The sequence below is a fragment of the Catenovulum agarivorans DS-2 genome (assembly GCF_000568405.1).
Lineage (GTDB): Bacteria > Pseudomonadota > Gammaproteobacteria > Enterobacterales > Alteromonadaceae > Catenovulum > Catenovulum agarivorans_A.
In genome coordinates this window covers 47,441-64,374 of record NZ_ARZY01000001.1, presented here as the reverse complement: position 1 = coordinate 64,374, position 16,934 = coordinate 47,441, and the positions used below count along the sequence as shown (strand labels likewise).

The following is a 16,934-nucleotide window of genomic DNA, read 5'->3' as shown; positions in this document are numbered from 1 at the left end:
AATTAGTGAGGTAATAGCCATGAGTATTATTTTAGGTGATAAAGAATTTTTCCCTACAGTGGGCAAAATTGAATTTGAAGGCCGAGATTCAGACAACCCATTTGCATTTAAATGGTACGACGAAAACCGCGTAGTTGCAGGCAAAACCATGAAAGAATGGTTACGTTTTTCTGGCTGTTACTGGCACACTTTCTGTGGTCAAGGTCATGACCCATTTGGCCCGGGTCCACAACGTTTTGCATGGAACGATGCAAATTCTGCTAAGCAACGTGCAGCAGATAAAATGGATGCAGCGTTTGAATTCTTTACTAAGATGGGTTTGCCTTACTACTGCTTCCACGATACTGATTTAATCGACGAAGAGAATTCATCAGTCGGTGAATTTGAAGAAAAAATTCAATTTATAACAGATATCGCGTTAGAGAAGCAAAAAGCATCAGGCGTTAAATTGCTTTGGGGTACATCAAACCTATTCTCTAACCCACGTTATATGAATGGTGCAGGCACTAACCCTCACTTCCCAACGTTAGCGCGTGCTGGTGCTCAGCTCAAGATTGCGATGGACGCAACAATGAAGCTAAACGGCGAAAACTACGTATTCTGGGGTGGCCGTGAAGGTTACATCACTTTATTGAATACTAAGATGGAACGCGAACAAGAAAACTTCGCTCGTTGGTTACATATGGCTAAAGACTACATGCGCAGCCAAGGTTGGAATGGTACTTTCTTCATTGAGCCTAAGCCAATGGAACCGACTAAGCATCAATACGACTTTGATACAGCAACTGTAGCCGGTTTCTTACAAAAATACGGTCTAAGCACAGACGACTTTAAAGTAAACATTGAAGTTAACCATGCAACACTTGCAAGCCACACTTTCCAACACGAATTGCAAGTTGCAGCCGATAACAACATGTTAGGCTCTATCGATGCAAACCGTGGTGACTACCAAAACAGCTGGGATACAGACCAATTCCCGAACAACATCAACGAAACAGTTGAAGCAATGTTGGTTTATTTAGAAGCTGGTGGTTTACAAGGTGGCGGCGTTAACTTTGATGCTAAAACTCGTCGTGAATCAACAGATATGGAAGATATCTTCTTAGGTCACATTGGTGGTATGGACACATTTGCACGTTCACTCATTATCGCTGACGAAATATTAACTAAGTCTAAATACACTGAATTACGTAACAAACGTTACGAGACTTTCGAGTCAGGTCAAGGTAAAGACTTTGTTGATGGCAAACTTACTTTAGAACAGCTAGCGGAAATTGGTGCAGCTGTAGGTGAACCTGAACAAATTTCAGGCAAACAAGAATTGTTCGAAAACATCATCAATCAATATATTTAATTGAAAAGAGTTCCTTGTTGTTAGAGTAATCTAGCCCATGTGTTAGCCCCACTAGTAGGATGCCAGTGGGGCTTTTTTTATCTACTTGCTCTCTTCCCAAAAAATAATTCAAATAATTTGCAACCTTTTTAGCTGCGCTTCGTTATACCTATATAATGAATAAAAAAATGTAGCGTCGCGAATATGAACAAGGTTGTGTCACTGCTGTTTGGCAACAACAAACAACAAAGTTTCGAACAAATTGTTGAGCCATATTTAAACCTGATGTTTAAAGTCGCTTATCAATACACAGGTAATACAGAAGACGCAGAAGATCTAGTACAAGAGGTATTGGCTGAACTGTTCAAAAACCTAACAAAGTTACAGCAAGCAGAAAAAACCAAAGCTTGGATAATGCGCTGCCTCTACAACAAGTTTGTCGACCAGTATCGCCAACAAAAGTCACGCCCACTGATTGATAGCCTAGACGACGAACAACAGATCCCCCTGACCCAAGCAACCCCAGAGCACGAGTTGTTGTTAACCCACCAACAAGTTTTGGCAGGTTTATCACAGTTGAATTCCAACCAGCGAGCTCTCGTTACCATGCATGACATCAATGGTTATACGCTGGTGGAACTTGCCGAAATCATGCAAAAACCTGTCGGTACACTTAAGTCTGATTTGCACCGCGCAAGAGCTAAATTAAAAATTTTATTTAATTTGCAACCATCTGATATCCAATCACGTCATTGTATGTAACTAATGTGTGAGAACTTAATTATGAACTGCGAATTTATCCATCAAAACATCAACGACGTTTGCCAAGGCAATTTAACCAGCCTAGAGCAGCAAAAAGTTGACGCACATTTAACCAATTGCCCAGAATGCCAACACATGCTTGAGCAACACCAAGCTTATTTAACTAAGTTGGCTGGCTTACAAACACCAGAACTCTCAGCTGATAAAAAACAGCAAATGTTAAATAAGCTCAACACAAACAAAGCAGCCAGCAGCAATAATAGTTTTATTAAAGGGTTTGCCGCGGCATCTGTGTTGTTTTTGTCAGTATTTTTATTTAATCAACAGCAAGTAAACTCTGTCGTCGAAACACCTATTGCACAAAACATCAATATAGAAGCTTTCACAACCCAAGTGTCATTGGTTATTTATGTACCAGAAGACATGCCAGATGCTGATTTACAGCTACAAATACCTGATGAAGTTGAATTGGTCGGCTACGAAGGATTAGCCCAACTAAATTGGCCAGTTGCTCTTAAAAAAGGTGCAAACGTGCTGCAGTTACCAATTGAAGTGCCAGAGGGCGTTGACCTTAACCAAACCATTCAATTTATCGCCAATATTAATAATAACAATACACAAAAGGACTTTGAGCTAGAAGTAAAACTGGTTTCACCTCAACTAGGTGCAGCGGATTCTGTGTTTAATCTAACCAATCCTACTGCGAATGACTTTAACAATTTAGGGTAATTTTTATGAAAATCTCAATGATTAAATTTAGTTTATCAGCGCTACTAGTTGCAACTTGCTTCGGTGCCAATGCACAATCGCTTGACGATGTAACAATGGAAATAACCAAAGAGCAGGTACGTACTGGGCACAGACTGCAAATTCCAGGGCGCAACTTAGTGGTAGAACACATGTTGGACTCTGGCGCATTGACTGAAGCAGAAATTGAAACACACAAAGCAGAGCGACAAGCCGATCGCGAGACGTTAAAAGCATTAAAAGACGCAGGTGATAAAGATGGTTTGGCTGCTAAATTAGCTGAAATTAAGCAAAAACGACAAGCCAACCGCGAAGCGATACGTGAATACATTAACAATAACGACGATTTAAAAGAGCAATTGCAAGCCAAGAAACAAGAGGTCAGAGAAAAGCTTAAAGAACGAATCCGTGAAAAGCGTAAAGAACGCAAAGAAAAACGTGAAGAGCGCAGAGAACAACTACAACAATAAAGCAGTTTGAGGTGTAAGCCTGGCTTTGGTTGAATTGATAAGACCCTAGCCAGGCTTTTTTCCTCAGCCTAATACTGGAAACAATATGAAATATGTTATCGCAATATTGCTCACTATTGTGTGCCTAACAACCAGCCATGCCAACCAGATAAGTGCTCATCCAAAGCAGTTAAATCAAGCACATCAAGCGTTTGAACAACAAAACTACTCAGTTGCGCTAACCTTTTACCAGCAAGCTTACCAACAAGAACCACTGGTCAGCACCTTGTATAATATAGCAGTGTGCCAATTCAAGTTGTCACTTTGGCAGCAAGCGCAGCAGAGTTTTCAAAAAATTGTCGAACAAAACGGCGACAGCGATTTATTAAAATACAATATCGCAGTGACACATAAAAAATTAGGCCAAGTCGAACAAGCGATAATTTTGTTTGAAGAAATAGTATTGCTCGGTAACGACCCACACATTCAACATATTGCAGGCCAACAGTTAGATCAACTTGAATTCGCTGAGTTTGAATTAACAGATTCGCCAGTCCCTAGTAATTTATCTAATTGGTTTGTATCTGCACAAGTCGGCTACGGCCACGATAATAACGCAGTCGCTATTAGCTCAGACACTAGAAATAATAAAAACGATACATTAATCGAAAGTTTAATATCAGCCGCATACATTGGCGAAACAGACATTCGCCGCTATTGGTCAGTCAATGCGGTCTATTTAAACAACAAATATGCGAAGCATTCAGCTTATGATTTTTCAGTGCTCGGCTTGGGGGCTAGTAAACACTTCATACTTGACGGAATTAATCGTGCAAATAGCAATGATTACTTTTACATAAACGCTAATGCAGAGATGTTATCTTTATCCGGTTCGGACTACTTAAATAATCTGCGGCTCGCCGTTGGCTATCACCTGCCGCTCCCCTCTCAACAAAGTTTGACGTTAGAAAGCCAGTATAAAAAAGCCAATGCAGCCGACAATCAATATCAACACCTCGCAGGTTTTGCGTGGCAGAATAAAATAATTTGGCAATTTGGAGATTATAACAACCGGCTCAAATTAACACTCAACTACACAATTGATGATAAAAATGATTTAGTAGACGAAGAAAGCTTTACTTCTTATTCAGCCAATCGCAGCAGTGTTAAATTCGACAAAAACATCCAGTTAAACGATTGGTTATTGAGTTTTAGTGCCCTGTACAAGGTTTCAGCTTATCATGACCCACACCAATTTTCCGATGGTTCGACGTTGAACAGACAAGACAAACGAATAAATCTATCGCAACGAACAGAATATACAATCAACCCAAACTGGCGAATATTTTTTGACTTAAACTGGACCGACAATAATTCAAATTCATCTACCTACAGCTACCAGCAAACCTTAATCATGCTCGGCGTTAGTTTTGATTTGTAGCTAACCATCTATCTAAACAATTGGCGAATTGTTGGCGGTCTGCTTGGCTTAATGCTGCAGGACCACCTGTTTGAATACCGCTTGAGCGCAGTGTATCCATAAAATCGCGAATATTTAACCTAGACTTAATATTTTCTTTAGTAAACATCTCCCCTCGTGGGCTTAATGCCAAAGCTTCTTTACTGATCACTTCGTCAGCAAGAGGAATGTCTGAAGTAATGACCAAATCGCCAGCTTGAGCACGTCTAACAATCTCGTTGTCGGCGATATCAAAGCCTTTTTCTACTTGTATGGTTTTAATAAACTTAGACGGTGGGATTTTAATAAATTGATTCGCAACTAGGGTTGTCATTGTCTGTGTGCGATTAGCCGCTCTAAATAAAACCTCTTTAATCACCACAGGACAAGCGTCCGCATCTACCCATATACTTGCCATAAATTGCCAGTTACCTTTTAGGTTGTTAAAGCTGTATTAGGCAACGACCATGTGAATTTTGCAAGCATTGCGCTAAAAACTAACAGTTAAATTTAACTCGTCACCTAATTGCCCTTGCATTCGTACAAGTTGATTCATAAGTTTTTTTACGATTTTTTGGTAAGCGGGTTGTTTGAATAAATCGTATTGCTCGAGCGGATCATCTGGCAAATAATAAAGTCTTGCCACCTGCGCCTTTGGATAAATGATTAACTTGTAGCCATCAGCTTTTATCATACGTTGGCTATCTACATAAGCACCATAGATTGATGGATAAAAACTTGGAAGCTTAGTATCTTGGATTAATGGCATCACTGAATTAAAAAAGACATGCTGAGGTTTTGTTATCTGAGCAAGCTCAAGAGTAGTCGCCATTGCATCTTGAATATATATGTTTTGCTGGTTTATTTGCCCTTGTGGAATATTTGGCCCAACCACAATAAACGGTGCTTTAATACTCTCTTCATACATGTTTTGTTTACCAAACAAACCACGCTCACCCACAGACAAACCATGATCAGAGGTGAAAATAATATAAGTATTGTCAAGTTGTTCATTCGCTTCTAGTGCATCTAGTATTTTGCCAATTTGCGCATCCATATGAGAAATTAGCGCATAATACTCTTTTTTGTGGGTACGGATAGCATGCGCTGTACGAGGAAATGGTGCTAATGCTGAATCTCGTAAGCTCGGGCCATTACCAATTTCATATGCATATGGGTAACCTTTAGCCCAGTTTGCTGGCAGGGATAGCTCATCAAATGGATACAAGTCTTGAAATGGCTGTGGGGCTTGTCTTGGATCATGCGGCGCATTAAAAGCCAAATACATAAACACCGGCTTATTACTGCTGTTGCTATGTTGGATAAACTCGATTGCGTCTTGAGCGACAATTTCACTCCAATGTTGACCGCCAGCGTAATAACCTTGGTGGCGCGTATCGGTCGGAGACCACCGATCCGTAACGCCTTGTAGTGGTCTATTGTAACCAACGGGCATAAACTCAGCATAGTGCATCAACTCACCTTGCTGCAATTTGGCAAAATTATTGACCATCTGATGGAAATTCCAGTTATCAGCTGGCATGCCTTGGCGTATATGCTTGCTGTGATCAAATACCACTTTTGCGTCCAAATGCACGTGCCATTTTCCAGTCATATATGTTTGATATCCATTATCGCGCATAATCTTGGCCCAACTTGTCGACAGCCGCTGCTGAAAGGCGTTTTTCCCTTCAAGTTTATAAGCCTGCCACAAACTGCGGCCAGAATTGAGCATAGCTCGAGATGCCAAACACACTGCACCATTCCATCCACCCATATTATGCGCATTCGCGAAAGTAACACCGCGTCTAGCTAATTTATCTAAGTTAGGCGTGACAATCTCGTTGTTACCAAGATTGGCCAACGTATTAAATGACTGGTCATCACTCAAAATAAAAATGATGTTAGGTTGGTTAGCCAATAAGGCTTTTGAATAACATAACAACAGGGTAAATAACAAAAAGTAAATGCGGCTCATGTTCGCTTCCAAATTAGACCGTCAATTTATATACATCAAGCACGAAAATTCATATACTAACAATCATTTTCATACTTAACAAACAAATGAGATAAATATGCCTATAAAATTTAAATTATTCATTTTGCTATTCATACTCAGCCCACTGAGTATATTTGCGCAAACACCGCCCAATGTCGTGATAATCATGGCGGATGATTTGGGTTTAGCTGATATTAGTCATTTCCGCCGAAGTTGGTACAACTTAGATGTTCTGGTTGAGTCACCTAATATCGATGATTTGGCGAGTCAAGGTATGTCATTTACTGATGCCCATTCGCCAACGGCGCTATGTGCACCAACACGTTATGCTGTAATGACAGGTAAAAATAACTACAGAGCCTACGCGCCTTGGGGCGTGTGGAATGCTTATATGCCTACAGCAGTAACAGAGCAGGATGCAACATTTGGTCGCATTGCCAAACAAGCAGGATACACTACAGGATTCATAGGTAAATGGCACCTAGGTGGTGAATTCCACTTAAAAAATAGTGACAAGACCTATCGTGGTCTTGAGCGTGATCGTCGCTCCACCGCCGCAGACTTTCGTCAATGGAAAAAAACGCCACCAAGCAGTTTTGGATTTGACTACAACTTTACCTTACCAACTGGCGTTCAAGGGCCTTTGTATGTCGCTTTTGAAAATGACAAATGGTATCCACTTAGCCAATCCTCTAAGTTAGATTTTATTGACCAAACAAATGTCGCAGATCCAGTGTACATTTCCGACAAAGGCCCGGGCATGGGCGATACAGGTTGGAATGGTGAAAAAATGAATATGTTGCTAGCAGACAAAGCAGTCAATTTTATCCAACAAAATGCCGGTAAATCACCATTTTTGTTGACCTACTGGAGCCCTGCTGTCCACATACCACACATGCCTGAAGCAGAAATCGACGGAGTCAAGATAGCCAACACAACACCGAGTAAACACTTAGATATGATTAAAGTGTTGGATATCGAAGTTAAACGTATCGTCAATGCATTGAAAGCAACCAATCAATACGATAATACGCTAATTATCTTCACCTCTGACAATGGCGGTTTACCAAGCCCGAAAGCACAAAAAGCGGGACATTTTTCAAATGGTCCTTGGCGCGGACATAAAAACTTGTCTTTCGAAGGAGGCCATAGAGTACCTTTTATTGCCGTATGGCCAGGTAAAATTAAAGCAGGTAGCAGCAGTGATGCTTTGATCAATGGTACAGATATTATTGCTACCGTTGCCGAGGTAACTGGCACGCAACTGCAAGCGACACAAGCACAAGACTCTTGGAATCTATTGCCTGTGCTGACAGGTGAAAGCCGTAACGCAAGAACTGAGTTACTACTGCAATCTGGTACACAAAATCATCTCATTTATCGCAATAAAAATTGGAAGTTAATTATAGATACAGACAATAAACTCACGCATTTTGACAATATTGCATTGTTCGATTTATCAGCAGATCCGTATGAAAAGAACAATCTAATTAATCACCCTGCCCACCAAGCCCGTGTTGCCCAAATGGCGCAGAGGTATTGGTATTTACGCAAATCAGGTGTGAGCACCGCAAGATAAATTGTTGAATTCCACAAGGAGGTGGATAGTTTAGCGTTGCAGATAATAGCAAAATTTAAATAGCAATATATGAGCGTAAATTGGAAATAGATTTAAAGTGGGAGTAAAACATATGAAGTGGCGGAGTGGACGGGACTCGAACCCGCGACCCCCGGCGTGACAGGCCGGTATTCTAACCAACTGAACTACCACTCCGCAGTGGTATGAATTTATGAAACTTCGCAAATTAACAAGCATTATGAAGATGGCGGAGTGGACGGGACTCGAACCCGCGACCCCCGGCGTGACAGGCCGGTATTCTAACCAACTGAACTACCACTCCGCAGTATTATCAATAAATCAGTCAAAGAAAGCGTTGGCGGAGTGGACGGGACTCGAACCCGCGACCCCCGGCGTGACAGGCCGGTATTCTAACCAACTGAACTACCACTCCGCATTATCTTATCTTTCAAAGATTTAATCCGCTAACCCAGGTTGCCCTGCGTCAGAAGCGGGCGCAATAATAAGGACTCGATGCCCATGAGTCAACAGCTTTTTTATAAAAAAACTAAATTAAGTTTCATCTGGTAAGGTTAAGTCTATTATATCATCAGCTTCTGTTGATATTTTGTCCACCGCTTGCTGATCAGGCAATTCCATCTCTTTGGCAGCTTTTTTATCACGTTGCCAAAACTTCCAATTAAAACTAAATTTTCTTTTTGTTTTAGCGGCAGCGCTAGGCTGTTTTTTACGAAATACAAACCAATAAAGTAGAAAAGCAATCAGCAACACAGCCAGGTTCCCTAATACAACCAGCAAAATTAACATAGTTGCCGAGACCCCTTCAGGTGCTTGAACTTCCTCTTGTTGCTCTGGTACAGTTTCAGCTGCTTGTTCCATCGGTATTAACGCAGACTCGTCAATCTCAACAGGTAACGGCGCCACGTTAAAGGTAAACTCAGGTACATCTATCATCATGTCGCGGCCGTTGACATTTTTACCATAAGCAAACACCTTAATTTTATAAACACCGTCCGCGTAATTAAATAGCGGAAAGCTTTGTTTGCCTTCAGTTGTTTCTGTCATAGCAAACTTCTCAGCTTCGCCATTGGGGTAAAAAATTTCGCCGCTAAATGCAAAGGTAGAAAAATCAATCAACTCACTTGCAGCTGCAATATTAAAGATATGTTTTTGAGTGGGTTCAATTGCTTTATCCGCCGACAACTCAAACGGGACAGGCTCCACAATAATAGGATCGAGCAATAGTTCCCGATTAAATAAAGCTAAGTCAATAAATAAACTAGGTTGCCACTCTCCAGGGGTAATATTGAGTTTAAACTCACCAGTAAACGTGCCGTCTTTTCTTCGCTCATCAAACCCCTGGCCATCGTCTTTAAACGTTGCGATTTTTTCCGCATCTGCGCCAAAATTGTCAAAGTTAGAATTGTTGGTACTGGTAAAAGTAACATCTAATTTAACAACATCACTAAAATCAGCATAGTCAATCGGCTCTCCACCATTTAATAAATGCGCAGTCAGCTTAATTGTTTCTCCAGCAAACAGAATTTCAGGCAAAGGCTCCGCTTTGAGCTTAACATCAGACAACACCATAATTTTACTGCCAGATTCTATTTTGCCGACTGCTTGCCAAGGCCCAACCATAGGATCTTTTAAGCGGATCATGTCAAAATTGGCATCATCAAACCATTGCCCCTGCTCAGGGGTAATCATAGGCGCATAAATTTTTGAACCATCCGGACGTATCAGAATAACAGGCGGCGAACCCTTTGCGCGAAACAGCACCATGACTATTTCTTTTGTGTGGGCATCTATTCTAAATCTATTATCGATTAGCTTGATACCACTTAAGTGCTGCGGCAAATTTAAATTTTTCACCGCATCAAGCGCGACATTACCCGGTGTTGGAATATCAATAGAAACCATAGCCTGTTCATTGCTATTGGCGCCACACGTAAACAACAGTGTTACTAATGCGATAATCCAGTTATGTCGCTTCAATGTTATACCCCTATCCTCGCCAGATCACAGATCCAGCACTTTTTTCAACTATATCAAGCCTTTCTTCATGTGCTGTTATTTCATCGGCTGATGCTGCAACAACCTTTAATCTTTTTCTATCGGCAGGTAATCGGATAATTTGGTTTGAAGGTCCAGAGTCATTTGCGTCTGATGATAAATTTAACGCTGTTTGGCCGCCTGTCATCAACAAATATACATCGGCTAAAATCTCAGCATCAAGCAAAGCGCCATGCAAAGTTCGGTGTGAATTATCAATACCGTATCTATCACACAATACATCTAAGTTATTCCGCTTACCTGGAAATATTTCTTTAGCCATTACCAAAGTATCGGTAATTTTACAGATATCCGCTGTCTTGACGTTTTTGCCACATTTTTCAAATTCATAGTCCATAAAGCCAACGTCAAACGGCGCGTTATGGATCACTAAGTCTGCGCCGTCGATAAATTGCAAAAATTCATCTACAACCTGCTCAAAGGACGGTTTATCTGCCAAAAACTCATCTGTTATGCCATGAACTTCTATCGCTTCAGGATCAACTAATCTGTCTGGTTTAATATAAACGTGAAAATGGTTACCAGTCAGCCGACGGTTAACCACTTCAACGCAACCAATTTCGATTATGCGGTGCCCTATATAAACAGGGCCTCCAGCCATATTCATACCCGTAGTTTCCGTATCTAAAACGATTTGACGTGCCATTTTGTTACCTAAAATACCTATCTCTTGAAATCTACTTTTAATATTAACTGATAGAGAACTATACCCCAAATGCAATTTCAATTAGTTTGGGTATAATCCACTGCAATATATCAGCCTATCTAAACTCTATATTATGAAAAAAATTCAACTATTTACTGATGGCTCATGCTTGGGTAATCCTGGACCAGGTGGTTTTGGTGCTGTACTAAAGTATGGCAAACATGAAAAACATCTAAGCCAAGGATTTAAACTTACAACCAATAACCGCATGGAACTATTAGCAGCCATTGCTGGTTTAGAGGCATTAAAAGAGACTTGCGACGTTTGTCTAACGACCGACAGCCAATATGTTAAAAATGGTATCAACCAGTGGATTAAAAACTGGAAGAAAAAAGGTTGGAAAACGTCAGACAAAAAGCCGGTTAAAAATGTAGATTTGTGGAAACGGTTAGACACAGCTTGCGAAAAACATCACATTGAATGGCATTGGGTAAAAGGGCACTCCGGCCATACGGAAAACGAATTATGTGATGAATTAGCGAGAAGTGCCGCTCAAAGTGATAATTTGTTAGACGATACTGGCTATCAAGCTTGATAACTCAAGTTGTTTTTTTAGCTTCAATGCCTGAGCGAATTCGTACATTGCCAACAGGCGCCAAATTAGGTTTAACTTTCCATTTAGGCTTAATTGGTGTAAGTGGCAACTCACGTTTTCGCGCAACCAACAAATAAACCGCGCCAAACCTTTGTAAATATTGGTGAGTGATCGCTGGCAACCAACGGTTGTGAAAATGCCGCGGTTGGTGACCTAAAGCGCCATAAATAAACCTTTGATCATTGACCACTTCACACCCAAGTAAGTTGAGCCAATCGCCGATTCGATGTGTACTAAAGAACCGAGCTTGTTTAAGTGCACTATGTTTTTTACCAGGCAAAATTTTAAATAACCCAGCCAAACTAACAGGATTAAAACCAGTAATAAATAAATAGCCGTTGGCGACTAAAACACGATGCGCTTCGCGCAAAATCTGATGAGGGTCGTGGGTGTAATCTAACGTTTGCGACAATAATACAGCATCTACAGAATTTTCTTTAAATGGCAGGTGATGGATGTCCGCTAACACCCCTTGCCTTTCACCTTGTGTTGCGACGTTAACTTGATGTTTAATCGGGCACGCTGCACTGTCAATTTCGCCACTTAAACTCCCCACTTTTAGTAGATGATAACCAAATACAGTTGGCCACCACTGATTTAAGTGCCGCTCTACTTGTTTTTTGACAAAACCGCCCTGAGGAATATCATTCCAACTAGTGGGTAAATCCAGTAACAAATCTTGTAACGCTGGTTTCATCAAAATAACTATATCCTAAATAAATTTTGAGTTAAGCAATATGTTAATAGTAGAACCAATTAAAGCCCTGAGCGACAACTATATTTGGCACATTCACAACCATGAATTCAGTATTGTTGTTGACCCAGGAGACGCTGAAGTTGTCCAGCAAGCTATTGATGGTAAAAGTTTAGTCGCTATTTTAATAACCCACCATCACTGGGACCATACTAATGGTGTTGCCGAGTTAAAACAACAGTATCCCGACATTCCGGTTTATGGACCAAACAACAGCCCATTTGAGTTAATTGATGAAAAGCTATCTGAAGGCGACACGGTCAGTTTTCAACAACTTGGTATTAAATTTAATATTATTGAAATTCCTGGCCATACACTCGACCATATAGCTTATATCAATTCAGATTCAGTATTTTGCGGCGATACATTGTTTAGCATTGGCTGTGGCCGTATGTTTGAAGGTACACCTGAGATGTTCAACCTAAGTTTAAACAAACTCAAACTGCTACCTGACGAAACCAAAGTGTATTGCACACACGAATATACACAAAGCAACATTGCGTTTGCACGTTCGCTCGAGCCAAACAATCAAGCACTAGTCGAATACCAAACACAAGTGAACCAGTGGCGCCAACAGGGTCTGCCCAGTCTACCTACAACTATTGGTCGAGAAAAAGCTTTAAACCCTTTCTTAAAAGCTGACGACCCCAATATGCAACAAAGACTGAGCGATCTTGTCCGACAGCAGGTTTCGCAACCAGTTAGCGCATTTGCTGCACTGCGAAAACTAAAAGATACCTTTTAATCATTGCGTTAACGAACATGAATCAGTAACATTCTGACAGCAATATTACACAGGTTAATTTATGTACAAACGCACCACTTTATGGGCAGCCCTATTGACATTAACTGGCTGCCAGTCAATTCCTGATTTAAAACAGTCATTTACTGTAACCAACCAAACTGAATCTACTAATGATACCAGTCAGTTTATTGCAGCAATTGATGACTCCACTGAAGTTTATGCTGACATTAGCCAAGTTGTTGCGCTTAATCAGGGCGTTGAGGCAAATGAAGTTGTTTATGGTGATGTTTGGAAAAGAATTCAAAGCCAACTTAGTTTACCAGTAGCAGAAAATCGCCGCTTGCAGATTCAACGAGCTTGGTACGTTAACCATCCTGAATACCTTAACCGAGTAGCGAAACGCGCTGAGCCATTTTTATATTATATTGTCGAAGAAATTGAAAAACGTGAGTTACCTATGGAACTGGCGTTGTTACCAATTGTTGAAAGCGCATTTGACCCATATGCCTACTCTCCGTCTGCCGCTTCTGGTTTATGGCAGTTTATGCCCACAACCGCTAAACGATTTGGCTTAGCACAAAATTGGTGGTACGACGGGCGCAGAGACATTGTAGCCTCAACTAAAGCAGCGCTAGATTATTTGGAAAAGCTGCACCAGCAATTTGATGGTAATTGGTTACATGCACTTGCCGCCTACAACTCAGGTGAAGGGCGTGTTGCGCGCGCAATACAAAAAAATTACCGTTCTGGTGAAAATATTGACTACTGGTCGTTAGAACTTCCTCGTGAAACAGACGCCTACGTCCCCAAACTTTTGGCATTAGCCGATATAGTTAAACGCCCGTATAAATATGGGATTGATATCTATAGCATTGCAAATGTTCAAGTTGTAGACGTAGTTGAGGTTGAATCGCAAATTGACCTAGCTATTGCCGCTGAATTAGCCGAAATGAATGTAAATGACTTTACCGCATACAATCCAGGTTATAGCCGCTGGGCGACTTCGCCAGATGGCCCACACAAATTTTTATTACCAATCGACAAAGCTGAAGCATTTAAAGCTAATATGGCGAATAAACCGTCAGCCGAATTAATTAGCTGGCGCCGCTATCAAATTCAATCAGGTGACACCTTAAGTACAATTGCACAGCGCCACCAAACTACAATTGAAACGATACGCACAGCCAACAAAATTAAAGGACATCATATTCGCAAAGGCGATTATCTAATGATCCCAACCTCTGCAGCTCGCTCGACCGTGTATCCGGCAGATGACACCACCAGTTCAATCACAGATGCGACCATGCAAGACAATCAAAGTAGCATCCAATATACGGTTAAACGCGGCGATACATTTTGGGATATTGGTAAAGCACACAAAGTAAATATTAGAGATTTAGCTAAGTGGAATAATATGTCACCGAGCGATCCTATTTACCCAGGTCAAACCCTAACCATTCAACAACCAGATGCTTACATGGGAAAATACGGTGACGTGCCAACAACTCGCAAAGTGAAATACAAAGTCAGAAGCGGTGATTCGCTAGCGCGTATTGCGCAAAAATTTAGAGTCACCATTTCTGATATTGAAAATTGGAATAAAATAAGCCGCCGCAATTACCTACAGCCAGAGCAGCAGCTTGTTTTACACGTTGACGTAACAGGCATTTAAGTTCTAAATAACACAGCTTCACGCTTAAACCAATAAGTGGCAAAAGCCAGCAATGCTATCGCAGCAATCAGCTGGCTTGACCACACGGTTAGCAACAACATACTATCACCTTGCCCTTTCAATATTTCTTTAATAGCCAAAGCAACGTTACTGATAGGTACAAACGCCCATTGCCAGTTCAGTTCAATACCCGGCATCATAGCTGCAATCAAGGGTACAAAAATTAAAAAACTCAGCGGCGCCATAAAATTCTGCGCTTCCTTAAAGTTTTTCGCGTAAATTGAAATACATAAAACCAAAGCTGATACACTCATAACTAACGGCAACATCATCAACAAAGCCAACAATAAGTCGAATATCCCCAAGGTACCGACCACTTTGGCAATAATTTCAATGGCAAAACCTTGTGCGAATATAAAACTCCAAAAGGCTAAACTAAAAATAGCACTGAAAGCCGAAATAAAAGACGCAGAAAATACAGTTAAAAATTTCCCCATAACCAAATCTAAACGCGTTGAAGGGGTTATCAACAAAGACTCTAGCGTGCCTCGTTCTTTTTCACCTGCGGCAATATCAACAGCCGGGTATATTGCGCCTAATAGGCATAACGGTAGTAAAATATAAGCCACCAATCCGCCCAACTTAGACCCCAAACTTTCTTTCGCTTTAGCAATATCTTTATTGACTAATTTTATCGGTGTCAGCACGCCTGAAACGCTGTCAGCGTCAATTCCCAGGGCAAGTAACTTCTCTTCAGTCAGCTCGGTATTAATATCTCGTATAATACGCTCAACTCTGTGTACCGCTGAATTCACCCCACTGGCATTGTTAAAATACAATTTCCATTGGCTTTGCTGATTTCCCGCCATTTCTTGTAAATATTGTGGTGACACATCCAACCAGAAATCTATTTTTTGTTGGCGGATTAATCCTTGAATATCTTGTGGCAACGAACCCTGGTAACGCTTAAAGTCAGTTTGTTCAGCTAGTTTATTCAACACTGGATTGAGCGCATTTGCACCAGTGACTATGTAGGTAAGTGTCCTTGTTTGCTCTTTTTGAATCGAGTGAGAAGCAAAAACAGCTAAAGCGCCAAACAAGGCTGGAAAAATCAACAAGGGCAGTAGAATCATAAATACTAAGGTTTTTTTGTCGCGTATCAGCTCTAACATTTCCTTTTTATATATCACTGAAATCATGCTGACTGCTCCATATAACTTAATACAGATTGATATAAATTTCCGTTGCCTTGCGCAACCAGTTGCTGTAACTCACCGGAAAACTGCACTTGTCCTTGGTCAATAACAAAAACCTGCTCACATAAACGCTCGACTTCAGACAAATCATGAGTTGAAAATATCACCCCAACGCCTTGTTGTTTTAATTTTTCAATAAAACTTAAAATCACTTCACGCGCTTTAATATCTAGGCCCGTTGTCGGCTCATCTAAAATCACCCATTTAGGTTGATGCAATACAGCTCTGGCGATCGCCACTTTTTGTTTCATCCCAGTTGAGTAGTCGTCGAACCTACGGTGAATAAAAGACGTCATAGCCAGTTGTTTAACTAAAAAATCTATACGCGGCTCTATATCTGCAGTTTGTAAACCATATAGTTGAGCAAAATATTTCAGGTTTTCAAAGCCAGTTAACCGAGCATATAAACCTGTACTACCAGACAAAAAGCCTATCGATTTACGATATTGAGCCAAATTTTCTTCAACCGATTGTTCATGTATGTAAATTTCGCCACTGTCAGCCTTAAGTGCTGTGGATAATATCCGCAATAAAGTCGTTTTTCCGGCGCCATTGGCACCTAAAAGTGCAACAACTTGACCACTTTGACAATGCATATTAATGTCTTTGAGAGCGTAAAAGAACCGCCCTGAAACTCTTGAATCAGACGCACACAATGCATTGCTTTGTTTGGCGTCTTTCAGGGCAAACCGTTTATTGATATTGCATAGTCGTAACATAACACTTCCTAGGGTCTATTATTCTTCCAAGTACAAATTTAAATGAACGCGAAAGGTCAACAGACCCTAAGAATTCATTTTGA

16 protein-coding genes and 3 tRNA genes are annotated in these 16,934 nt (G+C 40.8%); 9 read left to right on the top strand and 10 right to left on the bottom strand.

Going from position 1 to position 16,934, the window contains the following annotated elements:
* The first annotated feature begins 19 nt into the window (after positions 1 to 19).
* The 5 genes from xylA to DS2_RS00275 all read left to right on the top strand — a co-directional run bounded on the left by xylA (position 20) and on the right by DS2_RS00275 (position 4,732).
* Positions 20 to 1,354, top strand: a complete 1,335-nt coding sequence (gene xylA / locus DS2_RS00295; protein WP_035012573.1) for a xylose isomerase — start codon at positions 20 to 22, stop codon at positions 1,352 to 1,354.
* Positions 1,355 to 1,537: 183 nt separating this feature from the next.
* Complete coding sequence (locus DS2_RS00290) at positions 1,538 to 2,095, top strand: RNA polymerase sigma factor (protein WP_035012572.1); 558 nt, start codon at positions 1,538 to 1,540, stop codon at positions 2,093 to 2,095.
* Between the two features lie 21 nt (positions 2,096 to 2,116).
* On the top strand, positions 2,117 to 2,824 hold the full coding sequence (locus DS2_RS00285) for an anti-sigma factor family protein (protein WP_035012571.1): 708 nt from the start codon (positions 2,117 to 2,119) through the stop codon (positions 2,822 to 2,824).
* Positions 2,825 to 2,829: 5 nt separating this feature from the next.
* A complete protein-coding gene (locus tag DS2_RS00280) occupies positions 2,830 to 3,312 on the top strand; it encodes a hypothetical protein (protein ID WP_035012570.1) in 483 nt (160 codons plus the stop codon).
* A gap of 85 nt (positions 3,313 to 3,397) precedes the next feature.
* Positions 3,398 to 4,732, top strand: coding sequence for an outer membrane beta-barrel protein (locus DS2_RS00275; RefSeq protein WP_035012569.1), 1,335 nt, complete (start codon positions 3,398 to 3,400; stop codon positions 4,730 to 4,732).
* Here the strand turns inward: DS2_RS00275 and DS2_RS00270 are convergent.
* Together DS2_RS00270 and DS2_RS00265 are read right to left on the bottom strand one after the other, a co-directional pair.
* Positions 4,716 to 5,168, bottom strand: a complete 453-nt coding sequence (locus DS2_RS00270) for a YaiI/YqxD family protein (protein WP_035012568.1) — start codon at positions 5,166 to 5,168, stop codon at positions 4,716 to 4,718. The genes DS2_RS00275 and DS2_RS00270 overlap by 17 nt on opposite strands.
* Before the next feature lie 72 nt (positions 5,169 to 5,240).
* Positions 5,241 to 6,728, bottom strand: a complete 1,488-nt coding sequence (locus DS2_RS00265) for a sulfatase-like hydrolase/transferase (RefSeq protein ID WP_035012567.1) — start codon at positions 6,726 to 6,728, stop codon at positions 5,241 to 5,243.
* 97 nt (positions 6,729 to 6,825) lie between these two features.
* Between DS2_RS00265 and DS2_RS00260 the strand changes: the two genes are divergently transcribed.
* A complete protein-coding gene (locus DS2_RS00260; protein WP_035012566.1) occupies positions 6,826 to 8,328 on the top strand; it encodes a sulfatase family protein in 1,503 nt (500 codons plus the stop codon).
* Between the two features lie 118 nt (positions 8,329 to 8,446).
* On the opposite strand, the gene DS2_RS00255 is transcribed toward DS2_RS00260, so the two are convergent.
* The 5 genes from DS2_RS00255 to dnaQ all read right to left on the bottom strand — a co-directional run bounded on the left by DS2_RS00255 (position 8,447) and on the right by dnaQ (position 11,050).
* Positions 8,447 to 8,523, bottom strand: a tRNA-Asp gene (locus tag DS2_RS00255).
* A 50-nt stretch (positions 8,524 to 8,573) separates the two neighbouring features.
* Positions 8,574 to 8,650, bottom strand: a tRNA-Asp gene (locus DS2_RS00250).
* Positions 8,651 to 8,684: 34 nt separating this feature from the next.
* Positions 8,685 to 8,761 (bottom strand) — tRNA-Asp (locus DS2_RS00245).
* Positions 8,762 to 8,880: 119 nt separating this feature from the next.
* Positions 8,881 to 10,326 (bottom strand): TIGR03503 family protein, encoded by a 1,446-nt coding sequence (locus DS2_RS00240; RefSeq protein ID WP_051479477.1) that lies wholly within the window; start codon positions 10,324 to 10,326, stop codon positions 8,881 to 8,883.
* Positions 10,327 to 10,336: 10 nt separating this feature from the next.
* Positions 10,337 to 11,050: a DNA polymerase III subunit epsilon gene (gene dnaQ, locus DS2_RS00235; protein WP_035012565.1), complete on the bottom strand. Its 714-nt coding sequence runs from the start codon at positions 11,048 to 11,050 to the stop codon at positions 10,337 to 10,339.
* Between the two features lie 133 nt (positions 11,051 to 11,183).
* On the opposite strand from dnaQ, the gene rnhA reads away from it, so the two are divergent.
* Complete coding sequence (gene rnhA, locus DS2_RS00230) at positions 11,184 to 11,645, top strand: ribonuclease HI (RefSeq protein WP_152537513.1); 462 nt, start codon at positions 11,184 to 11,186, stop codon at positions 11,643 to 11,645.
* 4 nt (positions 11,646 to 11,649) lie between these two features.
* Here rnhA and DS2_RS00225 read toward each other — a convergent pair whose 3' ends face one another.
* The gene (locus DS2_RS00225; RefSeq protein ID WP_035012563.1) at positions 11,650 to 12,402 is read right to left on the bottom strand and encodes a class I SAM-dependent methyltransferase; all 753 of its coding nucleotides are present in this window, start codon (positions 12,400 to 12,402) and stop codon (positions 11,650 to 11,652) included.
* Positions 12,403 to 12,442: 40 nt separating this feature from the next.
* Here DS2_RS00225 and gloB point away from each other — a divergent pair, with 40 nt between their 5' ends.
* Together gloB and DS2_RS00215 are read left to right on the top strand one after the other, a co-directional pair.
* Positions 12,443 to 13,204: a hydroxyacylglutathione hydrolase gene (gene gloB / locus DS2_RS00220; protein WP_035012562.1), complete on the top strand. Its 762-nt coding sequence runs from the start codon at positions 12,443 to 12,445 to the stop codon at positions 13,202 to 13,204.
* 61 nt (positions 13,205 to 13,265) lie between these two features.
* Positions 13,266 to 14,876: a lytic transglycosylase gene (locus DS2_RS00215; protein WP_035012561.1), complete on the top strand. Its 1,611-nt coding sequence runs from the start codon at positions 13,266 to 13,268 to the stop codon at positions 14,874 to 14,876.
* On the opposite strand, the gene DS2_RS00210 is transcribed toward DS2_RS00215, so the two are convergent.
* Both DS2_RS00210 and DS2_RS00205 read right to left on the bottom strand, forming a co-directional pair.
* Positions 14,873 to 16,075, bottom strand: a complete 1,203-nt coding sequence (locus DS2_RS00210; RefSeq protein WP_051479476.1) for an ABC transporter permease subunit — start codon at positions 16,073 to 16,075, stop codon at positions 14,873 to 14,875. The genes DS2_RS00215 and DS2_RS00210 overlap by 4 nt on opposite strands.
* Entirely contained in the window at positions 16,072 to 16,851 is a 780-nt protein-coding gene (locus DS2_RS00205; RefSeq protein ID WP_035012560.1) for an ABC transporter ATP-binding protein, read from the bottom strand. Before DS2_RS00205 ends, DS2_RS00210 begins: the two co-directional genes overlap by 4 nt.
* Between the last annotated feature and the right edge of the window lie 83 nt (positions 16,852 to 16,934).

What these genes read in the sequence shown, in the direction of transcription:
- DS2_RS00215 (WP_035012561.1), top strand. Translation starts at nt 13,266, where the DNA reads ATGTACAAACGCACCACTTTATGGGCAGCCCTATTGACATTAACTGGC.
- DS2_RS00205 (WP_035012560.1), bottom strand. Translation starts at nt 16,851, where the DNA reads ATGTTACGACTATGCAATATCAATAAACGGTTTGCCCTGAAAGACGCC.
- DS2_RS00280 (WP_035012570.1), top strand. Translation starts at nt 2,830, where the DNA reads ATGAAAATCTCAATGATTAAATTTAGTTTATCAGCGCTACTAGTTGCA.
- DS2_RS00260 (WP_035012566.1), top strand. Translation starts at nt 6,826, where the DNA reads ATGCCTATAAAATTTAAATTATTCATTTTGCTATTCATACTCAGCCCA.
- xylA (WP_035012573.1), top strand. Translation starts at nt 20, where the DNA reads ATGAGTATTATTTTAGGTGATAAAGAATTTTTCCCTACAGTGGGCAAA.
- DS2_RS00285 (WP_035012571.1), top strand. Translation starts at nt 2,117, where the DNA reads ATGAACTGCGAATTTATCCATCAAAACATCAACGACGTTTGCCAAGGC.
- dnaQ (WP_035012565.1), bottom strand. Translation starts at nt 11,050, where the DNA reads ATGGCACGTCAAATCGTTTTAGATACGGAAACTACGGGTATGAATATG.
- DS2_RS00275 (WP_035012569.1), top strand. Translation starts at nt 3,398, where the DNA reads ATGAAATATGTTATCGCAATATTGCTCACTATTGTGTGCCTAACAACC.
- rnhA (WP_152537513.1), top strand. Translation starts at nt 11,184, where the DNA reads ATGAAAAAAATTCAACTATTTACTGATGGCTCATGCTTGGGTAATCCT.
- DS2_RS00225 (WP_035012563.1), bottom strand. Translation starts at nt 12,402, where the DNA reads ATGAAACCAGCGTTACAAGATTTGTTACTGGATTTACCCACTAGTTGG.
- gloB (WP_035012562.1), top strand. Translation starts at nt 12,443, where the DNA reads ATGTTAATAGTAGAACCAATTAAAGCCCTGAGCGACAACTATATTTGG.
- DS2_RS00290 (WP_035012572.1), top strand. Translation starts at nt 1,538, where the DNA reads ATGAACAAGGTTGTGTCACTGCTGTTTGGCAACAACAAACAACAAAGT.
- DS2_RS00210 (WP_051479476.1), bottom strand. Translation starts at nt 16,075, where the DNA reads ATGATTTCAGTGATATATAAAAAGGAAATGTTAGAGCTGATACGCGAC.
- DS2_RS00270 (WP_035012568.1), bottom strand. Translation starts at nt 5,168, where the DNA reads ATGGCAAGTATATGGGTAGATGCGGACGCTTGTCCTGTGGTGATTAAA.
- DS2_RS00265 (WP_035012567.1), bottom strand. Translation starts at nt 6,728, where the DNA reads ATGAGCCGCATTTACTTTTTGTTATTTACCCTGTTGTTATGTTATTCA.